This window comes from Streptococcus sp. HMSC057G03 (genome assembly GCF_001808745.1).
Lineage (GTDB): Bacteria > Bacillota > Bacilli > Lactobacillales > Streptococcaceae > Streptococcus > Streptococcus parasanguinis_Z.
Window position 1 is genome coordinate 218,804 of the sequence record NZ_KV794434.1, and the last position, 13,850, is coordinate 232,653.

General features: G+C 43.5%; 14 protein-coding genes and 1 pseudogene. All 15 read left to right on the forward strand.

What is annotated here, in order from left to right:
• Positions 1-25 precede the first annotated feature (25 nt).
• Positions 26-739 (forward strand): F0F1 ATP synthase subunit A, encoded by a 714-nt coding sequence (gene atpB, locus HMPREF2686_RS09420; protein ID WP_024055550.1) that lies wholly within the window; start codon positions 26-28, stop codon positions 737-739.
• Positions 740-758: 19 nt separating this feature from the next.
• Positions 759-1,253: a F0F1 ATP synthase subunit B gene (gene atpF / locus HMPREF2686_RS09425; protein WP_004219970.1), complete on the forward strand. Its 495-nt coding sequence runs from the start codon at positions 759-761 to the stop codon at positions 1,251-1,253.
• A complete protein-coding gene (locus tag HMPREF2686_RS09430; RefSeq protein ID WP_024055549.1) occupies positions 1,253-1,789 on the forward strand; it encodes a F0F1 ATP synthase subunit delta in 537 nt (178 codons plus the stop codon). Before atpF ends, HMPREF2686_RS09430 begins: the two co-directional genes overlap by 1 nt.
• A 15-nt stretch (positions 1,790-1,804) precedes the next feature.
• Positions 1,805-3,310, forward strand: coding sequence for a F0F1 ATP synthase subunit alpha (atpA, locus tag HMPREF2686_RS09435; RefSeq protein ID WP_049496722.1), 1,506 nt, complete (start codon positions 1,805-1,807; stop codon positions 3,308-3,310).
• A 15-nt stretch (positions 3,311-3,325) separates the two neighbouring features.
• A complete protein-coding gene (locus HMPREF2686_RS09440; RefSeq protein WP_013903320.1) occupies positions 3,326-4,207 on the forward strand; it encodes a F0F1 ATP synthase subunit gamma in 882 nt (293 codons plus the stop codon).
• Between the two features lie 85 nt (positions 4,208-4,292).
• On the forward strand, positions 4,293-5,699 hold the full coding sequence (atpD, locus tag HMPREF2686_RS09445) for a F0F1 ATP synthase subunit beta (protein WP_070450489.1): 1,407 nt from the start codon (positions 4,293-4,295) through the stop codon (positions 5,697-5,699).
• Positions 5,700-5,712: 13 nt separating this feature from the next.
• Positions 5,713-6,132 carry a F0F1 ATP synthase subunit epsilon gene (locus HMPREF2686_RS09450; RefSeq protein WP_003002471.1) on the forward strand — a complete coding sequence of 140 codons (420 nt, stop codon included), beginning with the start codon at positions 5,713-5,715 and terminating at the stop codon, positions 6,130-6,132.
• 96 nt (positions 6,133-6,228) lie between these two features.
• Positions 6,229-6,459: a DUF1146 family protein gene (locus HMPREF2686_RS09455; RefSeq protein ID WP_003006458.1), complete on the forward strand. Its 231-nt coding sequence runs from the start codon at positions 6,229-6,231 to the stop codon at positions 6,457-6,459.
• 66 nt (positions 6,460-6,525) lie between these two features.
• On the forward strand, positions 6,526-7,809 hold the full coding sequence (gene murA / locus HMPREF2686_RS09460; RefSeq protein WP_049515168.1) for a UDP-N-acetylglucosamine 1-carboxyvinyltransferase: 1,284 nt from the start codon (positions 6,526-6,528) through the stop codon (positions 7,807-7,809).
• The gene (locus HMPREF2686_RS09465) at positions 7,799-7,987 is read left to right on the forward strand and encodes a DNA-directed RNA polymerase subunit beta (protein ID WP_003006464.1); all 189 of its coding nucleotides are present in this window, start codon (positions 7,799-7,801) and stop codon (positions 7,985-7,987) included. Before murA ends, HMPREF2686_RS09465 begins: the two co-directional genes overlap by 11 nt.
• A gap of 83 nt (positions 7,988-8,070) precedes the next feature.
• On the forward strand, positions 8,071-8,910 hold the full coding sequence (locus HMPREF2686_RS09470) for a DNA/RNA non-specific endonuclease (RefSeq protein WP_070450492.1): 840 nt from the start codon (positions 8,071-8,073) through the stop codon (positions 8,908-8,910).
• Between the two features lie 81 nt (positions 8,911-8,991).
• Entirely contained in the window at positions 8,992-9,714 is a 723-nt protein-coding gene (locus HMPREF2686_RS09475; RefSeq protein ID WP_009732560.1) for a M57 family metalloprotease, read from the forward strand.
• 104 nt (positions 9,715-9,818) lie between these two features.
• Positions 9,819-11,726 (forward strand): ABC-F family ATP-binding cassette domain-containing protein, encoded by a 1,908-nt coding sequence (locus HMPREF2686_RS09480; protein ID WP_070450495.1) that lies wholly within the window; start codon positions 9,819-9,821, stop codon positions 11,724-11,726.
• Positions 11,727-12,602, forward strand: coding sequence for an XRE/MutR family transcriptional regulator (locus HMPREF2686_RS09485; RefSeq protein WP_070450498.1), 876 nt, complete (start codon positions 11,727-11,729; stop codon positions 12,600-12,602). It begins immediately after the preceding gene.
• 21 nt (positions 12,603-12,623) lie between these two features.
• A pseudogene (locus HMPREF2686_RS09490) lies at positions 12,624-13,787 on the forward strand (MFS transporter).
• Positions 13,788-13,850: the final 63 nt, after the last annotated feature.

A 13,850-nucleotide genomic window follows, 5' to 3' on the forward strand; every position in this document is an offset into this window, starting at 1 on the left:
ATTTTAGAAAAGGAGGTGTCAAACCTTGGAAGAAAGTATCAATCCAACGATTACTCTTGGACCTGTATCTTTTAATTTGACCCTACTTGCTATGACCCTGATTTCTGTTTTCGCCGTTTTTGGCTTCATTTATTGGGCCAGTCGAAAAATGTCGATCCGACCAAAAGGCAAACAAAATGTGCTGGAATACGCATATGACTTTGTCGTAGGCTTTACAAAAGGAAATATTGGGGAACATTACATAAAGGACTATTCCTTGTTCTTGTTTGTTCTTTTCCTCTTTCTTTTAGTAGCCAATAACATTGGATTGATGGCTAAAATCGAAACGACCAATGGTTACAATTTGTGGACATCACCAACCGCTAACCTGGGTTATGACTTTGCCTTTTCATTTTTGATCACCTTAATCGCCCATGTAGAAGGAATTCGCAGACGTGGTGTGAAGGAATATTTAAAGGCTTTTGTGACACCCGGATTTATGACCCCCATGAATATTTTGGAAGAATTAACGAACTTTGCCTCCTTGGCACTTCGGATCTTCGGAAATATCTTTGCGGGTGAGGTACTAGCAAGCTTGCTTGTGACTTTGTCGCATCAAGCTGTTTATTGGTATCCATTTGCCTTTATTGGAAGCATGGCGTGGACAGCGTTTTCGATTTTCATTTCATGTATCCAAGCCTATGTGTTTACCATGTTGTCATCAATTTATATTGGTAAGAAAATTAATGGTGAAGAGTAAGTAGAGGAGGAGTAGAAGAATGCATGTATCAATGAGTGAAATTATTGGTAACTTTATTCTCATTGCTGGTTCCTTCCTATTATTAATCTTTTTAATAAAGAAATTTGCATGGAACAATATCAATGGAATTTTAGAAGCGCGTGCCAAAAAGATTACAGATGATATTGATGGAGCAGAATCAGCTCGTCAAAAAGCTGAGGAACTAGCAAGTAAACGTGAAGAAGAGTTGGCAGGTAGCCGCAAAGAAGCTGCGTCTATCGTCGAAAATGCAAAGGAAACTGCAGAAAAGAATAAATCTCAGATCCTTTCAGAAGCCACTCAAGAAGCAGTACGTTTGAAAGAAAAAGCGCAACAAGAAATTGCGCATAACAAAGAAGAAGCATTGAACAGTATCAAAGGTGATGTGGCAGATCTCACTGTCAATCTTGCCAGCAAATTGTTGAGCCAACAGCTGGATGCTGAAGGTCAACGCCAACTGATCGATCGCTATCTTGATGAATTAGGAGAAGCCTAATGGACAAAAAGCAACTGATGGTGATTGAGAAATATACCCAGCCTTTTGTTCAATTGGTCTTTGAAAAAGGAGAACAAGACCTAGTCTTTGAAAAATTGACTCAAATCAAGGGTATTTTTGAAGAGACTGGACTTGCTAACTTCTTAGCTCATATCGGTGTAGAGGATGAAGAGAAAGCAAAAAGTCTCAGACTTTTTCAACCCTCGGATTCACAATTACTCGACCATTTGATTGAAGTGGTTATTCTCAATCATCGTGAAGCCTTATTTTATGACATTGTAACGATTTGTTTGGATCAGATTCAACTGTTGAGCAACGCTTTTGTCGTCACTGTTACGACGGTTGCTGGTTTGGATCCTGTTCAAGAGCAAAAGCTAATCCCCATTATCGAAAGAAAATTTGGGATTCAAGTTCGCTCGATCCAACAAAAGATCGATCCAGATTTAATTGGTGGCTTTGTCGTGACAGCCAATCATAAAACGTTGGATACCAGTCTCAAACACCAATTGCAAGTTATAAAATCTAAATTGAAATAGAAAGTGGTGTGAATTTTGGCGATTAACGCACAAGAAATCAGCGCTTTAATTAAGCAACAAATTGAAAATTTCAAGCCAAACTTTGACGTCACTGAGACAGGTGTTGTAACCTACATTGGTGACGGGATTGCCCGTGCTCATGGTCTTGAAAATGCCATGAGTGGTGAGTTGTTGATCTTTGAAAATGGCTCATACGGGATGGCCCAAAACTTAGAGACAACGGATGTCGGTATCATCATCTTGGGTGATTTCACGGATATTCGTGAAGGAGACTCTGTCCGTCGTACAGGTAAAATCATGGAAGTCCCTGCAGGGGATGCCTTGATTGGTCGGGTTGTCAACCCACTTGGCCAACCAGTAGATGGTTTGGGTGAGATTGTGACAGATAAATTCCGTCCAGTCGAAACACCAGCTCCTGGTGTTATGCAACGGAAATCTGTCTCAGAACCTCTACAAACTGGTTTGAAAGCCATTGATGCCCTCGTTCCAATCGGACGTGGCCAACGGGAATTGATTATCGGGGACCGTCAAACAGGGAAAACTTCGATTGCCATCGATACCATCTTGAACCAAAAGGGTCAAGACATGATCTGTATCTATGTGGCGATTGGTCAAAAAGAATCAACAGTTCGTACGCAAGTAGAAACTCTTCGTAAATACGGAGCCATGGATTATACGATTGTGGTAACCGCTTCGGCTTCCCAACCGTCTCCATTGCTCTACTTGGCACCTTATGCCGGGGTTGCCATGGCAGAAGAGTTCATGTATAACGGTAAACACGTTTTGATCGTCTATGATGATTTGTCAAAACAAGCCGTAGCCTACCGTGAATTGTCCCTTCTTCTTCGTCGTCCACCAGGACGTGAAGCCTTCCCAGGGGATGTCTTCTATCTCCACAGCCGTTTGTTGGAACGTTCAGCTAAAGTTTCAGATGAATTGGGTGGTGGCTCTATTACAGCTCTTCCAATCATTGAAACCCAAGCAGGAGATATTTCTGCTTATATCGCAACCAACGTGATTTCGATCACAGATGGACAAATCTTCTTGCAAGATAGTTTGTTCAATGCTGGTATTCGTCCGGCCATTGATGCAGGTTCTTCTGTATCCCGTGTAGGGGGAGCTGCCCAAATCAAGGCTATGAAGAAGGTTGCTGGTACTCTTCGTATCGACCTCGCTTCATACCGTGAATTGGAAGCCTTCACGAAATTTGGTAGTGACTTGGATGCTGCGACTCAAGCGAAATTGAACCGTGGTCGTCGGACAGTGGAAGTCTTGAAACAACCTGTTCATGAACCATTGACAGTTGAAAAACAAGTCGTGATCTTGTATGCCTTGACTCATGGTTTCTTAGATAGTGTTCCAGTAGACGACATTCTTCGTTTCCAAGAAGAGTTGTTTGATTACTTTGAAGCACATTATCATCAAATCTTTGAGACGATTCGTTCGACACATGATCTTCCAGCAGAAGAAGAACTGGATGCAGCCCTTACTGAATTTGTCAACCAGTCAAATTTCAAATAGAAATAGGAGTGGAAGATGGCAGTTTCATTAAATGATATTAAAAATAAAATTGCATCCACAAAAAACACCAGTCAAATCACCAATGCCATGCAGATGGTGTCCGCTGCCAAACTTGGTAAATCTGAGCAGGCAGCCAAGGATTTTCAGGTTTATGCTGCTAAGGTTCGTAAGCTCTTAACAGACTTGCTCCATGGACATGAAACAGAAAATACCAAGTCCCATCCGATGTTGGTGAGTCGTCCGGTAAAAAAGACAGCTTATATCGTTATTACATCTGATCGTGGTTTGGTCGGGGGTTACAATGCCTCCATCCTTAAAACCATGATGGAAATGAAGGCAGAATACCATCCAACTGGAGATGACTTTGAAGTGATCTGTATTGGAAGCGTCGGTGCGGATTTCTTCCGTGCCCGTGGGATTCAGCCGGTTTATGAATTGCGTGGTTTGCCTGATCAGCCTAGCTTTAAGGAAGTTCGCAAGATCATTTCGAAAACAGTCCAAATGTATCAAGAAGGCTTGTTTGATGAGTTGTACGTCTGTTACAACCACCACGTCAACAGTTTGACGAGTCAAATGCGGGTGGAACAAATGCTTCCAATTATTGATTTGGACCCCAATGAAGCGGATGAGGACTATGTATTGAATCTAGAATTGGAATCTAGTCGAGATGCCATTTTGGATCAATTGCTTCCTCAATTTGCTGAAAGCATGATCTATGGTGCCATTATTGATGCTAAAACAGCTGAAAATGCTGCTGGGATGATGGCCATGCAAACTGCAACAGACAATGCCAAGAAAGTCATTGATGAATTAACGATTCAATACAACCGTGCTCGTCAAGCAGCGATTACACAAGAAATTACCGAAATCGTTGCGGGTGCTAGCGCCCTTGAATAGTTGTCGGATACAATTTTAAATACAAAAACAGATGCTTGAAAGAGAACTTTTGAGCAGTAGAAATTACTTAGAATAGGAGAATGACATGAGTTTAGGCAAAATTTCTCAGGTCGTAGGTCCCGTCGTAGACGTTGCCTTTTCCGTTGGAGATAAACTTCCTGAGATCAATAATGCGCTTGTAGTCTATAAAAATGACCAACAAAAATCGAAAGTCGTTCTTGAAGTAGCTTTGGAACTTGGTGATGGGGTCGTACGGACCATCGCCATGGAATCAACTGATGGTTTAACACGTGGAATGGAAGTCTTGGACACAGGTCGTCCAATCTCTGTTCCAGTCGGAAAAGAAACCTTGGGACGTGTCTTCAATGTTCTTGGAGATACCATTGACTTGGATCAACCTTTTCCTCAGGATGCTCCTCGTGACTCCATCCACAAAAAAGCTCCATCCTTTGACGAGCTCTCTACTTCAGAAGAAATTCTTGAAACAGGGATCAAGGTTATTGACCTCTTAGCCCCTTATTTGAAAGGTGGGAAGGTCGGACTCTTCGGTGGTGCCGGAGTTGGGAAGACCGTCTTGATTCAAGAATTAATCCATAATATTGCCCAAGAACACGGTGGGATTTCTGTATTTACCGGTGTTGGGGAACGGACACGTGAAGGGAATGACCTTTACTGGGAAATGAAAGAATCTGGCGTTATTGAAAAAACAGCCATGGTCTTTGGACAAATGAATGAGCCACCTGGAGCACGGATGCGTGTTGCTTTGACTGGTTTGACCATTGCGGAATACTTCCGTGATGTCGAAGGTCAGGACGTTCTCTTGTTTATCGACAATATCTTCCGTTTCACCCAAGCCGGTTCAGAAGTATCAGCCCTTTTGGGACGGATGCCTTCAGCCGTTGGTTACCAACCTACTTTGGCAACTGAAATGGGGCAATTGCAAGAACGGATTACGTCAACCAAGAAAGGTTCTGTTACATCCATCCAAGCCATTTATGTGCCAGCCGATGACTATACAGACCCAGCGCCAGCAACCGCCTTTGCCCACTTGGATTCAACAACCAACTTGGAACGTAAATTGGTACAATTGGGGATCTACCCGGCGGTGGACCCATTGGCATCAAGCTCACGTGCCCTTTCTCCAGAAATCGTAGGAGAAGAACACTATGCAGTAGCATCTGAGGTCAAACGCGTCCTTCAGCGTTACCATGAATTGCAAGATATCATTGCGATCTTGGGGATGGATGAATTGTCTGACGAAGAAAAGACCTTGGTTGCTCGTGCTCGCCGGATCCAATTCTTCTTGTCACAAAACTTCAACGTTGCCGAACAATTTACCGGTCAACCTGGTTCATACGTACCTGTTGCAGAAACTGTTCGTGGTTTTAAAGAAATCTTGGACGGAAAATATGACCATCTTCCTGAAGATGCCTTCCGTGGTGTTGGATCGATCGAAGATGTGATTGCCAAAGCTGAAAAAATGGGATTCTAAGAAGAGGTGAAAGATGAGTCAAATGAACGTCCAAATCGTTACACCGGATGGACTGGTTTATGATCATCATGCCGCATTTGTATCTGTCAAGACAATTGATGGTGAATTAGGGATTTTACCTCATCATATCAATACCATTGCGGTTTTGGCTGTAGACCAAGTAAAGGTTCGTCGTGTCGACGATGACAAACATATTGATTGGATTGCAGTCAATGGTGGGATTATCGAAGTAGCTGATAATGTCATTACCATTGTTGCCGATTCTGCCGAACGTGCTCGAGATATTGACATTAGTCGTGCAGAACGTGCCAAACTGCGAGCTGAAAAAGCGATTGAAGAAGCCAAAGATCAGCATTCGGTTGATATGGAACGTCGTGCTAAAATTGCTCTTCAACGCGCCATTAACCGGATTAATGTCGGAAATCGTTTATAAGATATTCAAAATAAGGTGGAGGTATGTCCTCACCTTATTTTTGTTGGGAGAGAATCAAAAGAAGAAAGTACGGACCAAATATGGTATAATAGCTGTATGATTCAAATGATTTTTAATCTTTCAAGCCATCTATTGTTTATCTTTTTTGCCTATTACCTATTGATGAACCTGGTTCAATGGGAAAAGTTTTTAAAAGTAAGTGCTGAAAATGCGGTTAAAATCCGTTTTTTGATCTTGATGATCAGCGTCGGAATCGGCTATCTAGCGAGCTCATTTTTTATCAGTGTCTATGAGATGAGTCGACAGATTTTTATTGGCCAATTCTAGCCACATTTTATAAAAAATATGGTATGATAGAAAGCGTGACTTTAAGAAATTGGAGAACAATCCCGTATGGAAAAAATAATCGTTAATGGTGGTCATAATCGACTGGTTGGAACCGTCAAAATCGAAGGAGCAAAAAATGCTGTCCTTCCTCTTCTTGCTGCAACAGTTCTAGCAAGCGAGGGCGTGACAACCTTGAAAAATGTACCTGTTTTATCAGATGTCTTTACAATGAACAATGTTGTTCGTGGGTTGAATGCACAAGTAACCTTCAATGAAGAAGACAATACAGTTGTCGTAGATGCGCAAGCAAAATTATCAGAGGAAGCGCCTTATAAATATGTGAGTAAGATGCGGGCTTCTATCGTTGTCTTAGGTCCTGTCTTGGCACGCAATGGCCATGCCAAAGTTTCCATGCCTGGAGGCTGTACGATCGGTAGTCGTCCGATTGACCTCCATCTCAAAGGTCTGGAAGCCATGGGAGCTGAAATTACCCAAACAGCCGGCTATATTGAAGCAAAAGCAGATCGTCTCAAAGGTGCACACGTCTATATGGACTTCCCATCAGTAGGTGCGACACAAAATATTATGATGGCCGCAACCTTGGCAGATGGAGTCACTGTGATTGAAAATGCAGCTCGGGAACCTGAAATTGTTGACCTAGCTCTCTTGCTGAATAAAATGGGGGCTAATGTTAAGGGAGCAGGAACTGAGACCTTGACCATCGTTGGTGTGGAGAGCTTGCACGGTGCAAACCACAATGTTGTGCAAGACCGCATCGAGGCTGGAACCTTTATGATTGGGGCAGCCATGACTGGTGGAGATGTCTTAATCGAAGATGCCATTTGGGAACACAACCGTCCGCTTCTATCTAAGATGCAGGAGATGGGTGTAACGGTAACCGAAGAAGAAAATGGAATTCGGATTCAATCGGATATCAGTAAGCTCCGTCCAGTGACCGTTAAAACTCTTCCCTACCCAGGATTTCCAACCGATATGCAGGCTCAATTCACAGCCTTGATGGCCATGGCTAAAGGTGAGTCTACCATGATTGAAACGGTCTTTGAGAATCGCTTCCAGCATTTGGAAGAAATGCGTCGGATGGGCGTTCACTCGGATATTATGCGGGATACAGCTCGTATCGTTGGAGGGGAAAGCTTCCAAGGTGCAGAGGTTATGTCGACCGATTTACGAGCAAGTGCAACCTTGGTCTTGATGGGCTTGGTAGCAGAAGGAGAAACAAAGGTCAGCAAATTAAGTCACTTAGATCGTGGTTATTATCAATTCCATGAGAAATTGGTGGCGCTAGGTGCAGACGTGAAACGTGTAGAGGAAGAAGACGATGAAAACTAATCTTCGCTATGTTGGAAAACAGCTAGGAATTGTCCTCCTGTTGGCTGTGATTGGAATCATCATTTTTGCAGTTGGTTTGGTCATTGGCTATGGAGTGATTGGCGATGGGAAAAATCCATGGTCCATTCTCTCTCCGGACACTTGGTCAGAGATCATTGGAAAGCTAACAGGCAAATAAGCTTTTAACTAAAATTGAGTAAAAAGGAGAGCAGCGAATCGAGTCAATGACCCATCTAGCGCTGCTCTTTTTTGGAGAGAGATATGGCAAAACAAACAGTAAGCAAACGAACCAAACAAACCCTAGCGGGCTTTGTGGTCGCAACGGCCCTAGCTATCGGGGGCTATTATTTTAATCAACCGACGGTGAAAGAAGCGACGGATCAGGTTGTTTCGGTGGTGACTAGTAGCCAACAAGAAACACCTAGTAAAGAGTTAGCTAGCTCTGTACTAACGAAATCTGCCCGTTCACAATTAGGGAATGACTTGGAATGGAACGGTGCTGGAGCCTTTGTAGTTAAGGGAAATCGCACAGATCTGGATGCCAGCGTGGCTAGTCAACCCTATGCGGATAACAAGACAAAAGAAGTGAATGGAAAGACCGTACCGACGGTTGCGAACGCTATTATGACCAAGGCGACTCGCCAGTACAGAGATCGGGATGCAACAGGAAGTGGCCTAACCGATTGGAAACCTGCTGGTTGGCATCAGGTTCATAATCTGTCAGGCGAGTACGACCATGCTGTGGATCGGGGTCATCTATTGGGTTACGCCTTGATCGGCAATCTCAAAGGCTTTGACGCTTCTACTAGCAATCCCAAAAATATCGCCGTGCAAACGGCTTGGTCCAATCAAGCCAATGATCCTCATTCCACTGGTCAAAACTACTATGAGACCCAGGTTCGAAAAGCCTTAGATAAGAACAAGCGGGTCCGCTATCGGGTCACTTTGATCTACAATCAGCCGGAAGATCTGATTCCTTTAGGGTCTCACATCGAAGCCAAATCGAGTGACGGGACCCTTGAGTTCAATGTCTTTGTTCCCAATGTTCAAAGTGGGATTAGCCTGGATTACCAGACAGGAAAAGTAACCGTTCATCAATAAGCTGGAAAGCGTAGTTATTTAAGTTATTTTTAAGAATGGGGTGTTACAATTGCATACCTTCTTTAAGAGAAAGGAGAATGTATGAGAACCATTTTTCGATTTTTCAGAGGAATCCTTCGTATGGCTTGGAGTCTTTTTTGGGGATTTTTCTGGACCATTGCCATCAGTTTTCTCGTTCTAGTGGGGATCATCTATTTCACAGATTCTCCTAGTTCTGGTATGGATGGGTTTGGACGAGCTGCCCAAAAGGTTGTCTATCAAGTCGGGAATTTGTTTGGTGATCAGGGTTTTGCATCGCGCTTCGGGATGACACCTAGCTCACAGACCACGCAGACGGACAATCATGAGCATAGCGGTGCTCGCTGGGAAAAAGCGGAGGCCACGGTCTACCTGGATCCCAATATCAGTCAAACTTTTGTAAAAGCTTATCGGGATGCTATTGAGGCTTGGAACCAAACAGGCGCCTTTACCTTCAAATTGGTTACAAATGAAAAAGAGGCTAATGTGGTCTTGACGGAAATGGATAACGCATCGGTTTCTGCTGCAGGAGAGACTGCCTCTCAGACTAACCTTTTAACCAACCGGTTCACCCACATCACAGTGCGTCTCAATCGCCATTATCTTTTAAATTATGTCTATAACTATAGTTATGATCGAATTGTCAATACAGCTGAGCATGAGCTAGGCCATGCGATAGGGCTGGACCACACTGATGGAGAATCGGTCATGCAACCGGCTGGTTCCTTCTACAGTATTCAGGATACAGATGTGGAAGCAGTTCGACAATTGTATAAGGAAGAATAAGTTTTAAAATACTTTCTAAAAGTTCTGAGCCTCAAGGGGCTCAGGATTTTTTTGATGGCTCGTCTTTTCTTGTTTAATCCGTAAAAAGATAGTAAAATAGGGACATGATTATTTTACAAGCCAACAAAATTGAACGCTCTTTTGCAGGGGAGGTTCTTTTTGATAATATCAGCCTGCAAGTGGATGAACGGGACCGGATTGCCCTGGTCGGAAAGAACGGAGCCGGTAAGTCTACCCTCTTAAAAATCTTGGTGGGAGAAGAAGAACCAACTTCAGGAGAAATCAATAAAAAGCGGGATCTTTCTCTCTCTTATTTAGCCCAGGATAGTCGCTTTGAGTCGTCCAATACTATCTACGATGAGATGCTCCATGTCTTTGACGACCTCCGTAAAACGGAGAAAACTTTGCGGCAGATGGAGCTTGCGATGGGGGAAAAAACTGGGGCTGACTTAGAAAAACTCATGCAGGACTATGACCGTCTATCGGAAGAATTCCGTCAGGCTGGTGGCTTCACCTATGAAGCAGATATCCGCGCCATTCTCAACGGCTTTAAGTTCGATGAGTCTATGTGGCAGATGAAGATTGAAGAGCTGTCTGGAGGGCAAAATACCCGTCTAGCTCTGGCCAAGATGCTCTTAGAAAAACCAAATCTCCTGGTACTGGACGAGCCGACCAACCACTTGGATATTGAGACCATCGCCTGGTTGGAAAACTATCTGGTCAATTATAGTGGGGCCCTTCTCATTGTCAGCCACGACCGGTATTTCCTAGATAAGGTCGCAACCATTACACTGGACTTGACCAAGCATTCTTTAGATCGCTATGTCGGTAATTACTCCAGTTTTGTGGAGCAAAAAGAGCAAAAATTGCTGACCGAAGCCAAGAACTACGAGAAGCAACAAAAAGAAATCGCGGCGCTGGAAGACTTTGTTAATCGCAATTTGGTGCGGGCGTCGACTACCAAGCGGGCTCAGTCTCGGCGCAAGCAGTTAGAAAAAATGGAGCGTCTAGACAAGCCGGAAGCTGGGACCAAGTCTGCCCATATGACCTTCCATGCCGATAAGACCTCGGGAAATGTCGTCCTGACAGTAGAAGAGGCAGCCGTCGGCTATGACGATCAAATCCTGTCAGAGCCTATCAATCTGGACATCCGCAAGATGAATGCAGTCGCTATTGTGGGACCAAATGGGATCGGGAAATCTACTCTTATCAAGTCTATCGTCGGACAGATTCCTTTTATCAAGGGGGAAGCTCGTTTTGGGGCCAATGTCGAGGTGGGCTACTATGACCAGACCCAAAGTAAACTAACCCCTCACAACAGTGTCTTGGATGAGCTCTGGAATGACTTTAAACTGACACCAGAAGTAGAAATTCGCAATCGCCTAGGAGCCTTTCTTTTCTCTGGGGATGATGTCAAGAAAACCGTCGGCATGCTGTCAGGTGGAGAGCGGGCCCGCTTGCTTCTAGCCAAGCTGTCCATGGAGAATAACAATTTCTTGATTCTCGACGAGCCGACCAACCACTTGGACATCGATAGCAAGGAAGTGCTGGAAAATGCCTTGATTGATTTTGATGGGACCTTGCTCTTTGTCAGCCACGACCGTTACTTTATCAATCGGGTGGCTACTCAAGTTTTGGAACTCTCAGAAGAAGGCTCAACCCTTTACCTAGGAGACTACGATTATTATTTGGAGAAAAAAGCTGAGTTAGAAGCCCTAGCTGCAGCACAAGCAGAAGCTGTGCCTGTTTCTTCGACCGAAGAAGTCACCAGCAATGATTATCACTTGCAGAAGCAAAACCAAAAGGAACTCCGGAAAATTACTCGTCGCATTGAGCAATTGGAAGCAGAGATGGAAGAGTTGGATCAAAAAATCCAAGACATCACCGAAACCATGCATAGCACCAATGATGCAGCTGACTTGGTTCAACTCCAGAGCGAGCTGGATCAACTAACTGTCCAGCAGGAAGCGGTTATGGAAGAGTGGGCAGAACTGTCAGAGCAGGTGGAATAGATGGACAATCTTGGAAAAGTTTTTCGTGAATTTCGAATCAGTAAGAATTATTCGTTAAAAGAAGCTGCAGGAGAAGCTTGCTCGACCTCCCAATTATCCCGTTTTGAATTAGGGGAGTCGGATCTAGCTGCTTCGCGCTTCTTTGACATTTTGGACAATATCCATGTGACGATTGAGAATTTTATGGATAAGGCCAGAAATTTTCAACACCATGAGCATGTCGCCATAATGGCTCAGATTATTCCGCTTTACTACTCAAATGATATTGCAGGTTTTAAAAAGCTTCAAAGAGAACAACTTGAAAAAGCCAAGAGTTCGACCAATCCTCTCTATTTTGAGCTGAACTGGATCCTGCTACAAGGGCTGATTTGCCAGAGAGATGCCAGCTACACCATGAAGCAGCGTGATCTGGATAAGGTGGCGGATTACCTCTTTCAAACGGAAGAGTGGACCATGTATGAATTGATCCTCTTTGGCAATCTCTACAGCTTTTATGAGGTGGACTATGTCACTCGCCTTGGGAGAGAAGTGATGGAGCGCGAGGAATTCTACAAAGAAATTGGTCGCCATCGAAAACTGGTCTTGATTCTAGCTCTGAATTGCTACCAGCATTGTTTAGAACACTGTTCTTTTGAAAATGCCAGCTATTTTGAAGCCTATGTAGAAAAGATTATCGGGAAGAGCATCAAGCTCTACGAACGCAATGTCTTTCACTATCTCAAGGGATTTGCTCGGTACCAGAAGGGGCAAACAGAAAAAGGGCGGCAGCAAATGCAGGAAGCCATGCATATTTTTGACGTGCTAGGACTGCCAGAGCAGGTAGCTTATTATCAAGAACACTTTGATAAATTTGTAAAAAATGAATGTTCTAAATAGGACAGTGATAAAGGAGATTTTATGAACCGACATGCGGTCCAATTAATTAGTCGTGGAGCTATTAACAAAATTAGAAATATGCTCTATGATTAAGGGAATAGTGTCTGGCTGGCTTCGATGGGGACTATAGGAAAGACGGTATTAGGAATCTATCAGATTTCTGAGTTAGTGACAGGGATCCTCGTGAATCCTTTTGGAGGGGTGATTTCAGACCGTTTTTCTCGTCGCAAGATTTTGATGACGACCGACTTGGTGTGTGGTCTCCTGTGTTTGGCGATTTCTTTTATCAGAAATGATCGTTGGATGATTGGGGCTCTGATTGTTACCAATATTGTTCAGGCCATTGCCTTTGGTTTTTCTCGACTTGCCAATAAAGCCATTATTACAGAAGTTGTGGAGAAAGAAGAGATTGTAACCTATAATGCGCACTTGGAGCTGGTCTTACAAGTTGTTAGTATCAGTTCTCCCGTGTTTTCTTTCCTAGTTCTACAATTTGCCAGTCTCCATGCGACTCTCTTACTAGATGCGCTGTCCTTTTTCATTGCTTTTGTCCTAGTGGCTTTCCTTCCGAAAGAAGAAGCTAAGGTGCAAGAGAGGAAACAGTTTACCGGGAAAGATATTTTTTCTGATATCAAGGATGGGTTAGACTATATCTGGCATCAGAAAGAGATTTTCTTTCTCTTGTTGGTGGCTTCTAGCGTCAATTTCTTTTTTGCAGCTTTTGAGTTTTTACTTCCCTTCTCGAATCGTCTATACGGGGTTAAAGGAGCTTATGCGACTATTTTAACGCTGGGAGCTATTGGATCTATTCTAGGAGCGCTTGTTGCCAATAAAATGAAATCAAGTATGAGAATTCTCCTGTTTTTACTGATCATGGCAGGGGTCGGAGTGTTCATAATGGGCTTGCCTCTTCCGCCTTATCTTTCCTTTTCAGGAAATCTGGTCTGTGAATTTTTTGTGACCATTTTCGACATCCACGTTTTTACCCAAGTACAAACCAAGGTGGAAGATGATTATCTAGGTAGAGTATTGAGCACAATTTATACCTTGGCTGTTCTCTTTATGCCCATCGCCAAAGGGTTGATGACTTGGTTGCCAAGCGTCCGTATGGAATCATTTCTCTTGATTGGAGCTGGGGTTATTCTCTTTTCACTCTTGGCTCAGCTAGTAGCTAAGCAGCTTTAATCAAAAGAACAGTAAGGATCCTTTGATAAATTTGTAAACCATTATTTTTCCCAAATAAGGGAC

What these genes read in the sequence shown, in the direction of transcription:
- atpF (WP_004219970.1), top strand. Translation starts at nt 759, where the DNA reads ATGCATGTATCAATGAGTGAAATTATTGGTAACTTTATTCTCATTGCT.
- HMPREF2686_RS09430 (WP_024055549.1), top strand. Translation starts at nt 1,253, where the DNA reads ATGGACAAAAAGCAACTGATGGTGATTGAGAAATATACCCAGCCTTTT.
- HMPREF2686_RS09440 (WP_013903320.1), top strand. Translation starts at nt 3,326, where the DNA reads ATGGCAGTTTCATTAAATGATATTAAAAATAAAATTGCATCCACAAAA.
- atpD (WP_070450489.1), top strand. Translation starts at nt 4,293, where the DNA reads ATGAGTTTAGGCAAAATTTCTCAGGTCGTAGGTCCCGTCGTAGACGTT.
- HMPREF2686_RS09450 (WP_003002471.1), top strand. Translation starts at nt 5,713, where the DNA reads ATGAGTCAAATGAACGTCCAAATCGTTACACCGGATGGACTGGTTTAT.
- HMPREF2686_RS09455 (WP_003006458.1), top strand. Translation starts at nt 6,229, where the DNA reads ATGATTCAAATGATTTTTAATCTTTCAAGCCATCTATTGTTTATCTTT.
- murA (WP_049515168.1), top strand. Translation starts at nt 6,526, where the DNA reads ATGGAAAAAATAATCGTTAATGGTGGTCATAATCGACTGGTTGGAACC.
- HMPREF2686_RS09465 (WP_003006464.1), top strand. Translation starts at nt 7,799, where the DNA reads ATGAAAACTAATCTTCGCTATGTTGGAAAACAGCTAGGAATTGTCCTC.
- HMPREF2686_RS09470 (WP_070450492.1), top strand. Translation starts at nt 8,071, where the DNA reads ATGGCAAAACAAACAGTAAGCAAACGAACCAAACAAACCCTAGCGGGC.
- HMPREF2686_RS09475 (WP_009732560.1), top strand. Translation starts at nt 8,992, where the DNA reads ATGAGAACCATTTTTCGATTTTTCAGAGGAATCCTTCGTATGGCTTGG.
- HMPREF2686_RS09480 (WP_070450495.1), top strand. Translation starts at nt 9,819, where the DNA reads ATGATTATTTTACAAGCCAACAAAATTGAACGCTCTTTTGCAGGGGAG.
- HMPREF2686_RS09485 (WP_070450498.1), top strand. Translation starts at nt 11,727, where the DNA reads ATGGACAATCTTGGAAAAGTTTTTCGTGAATTTCGAATCAGTAAGAAT.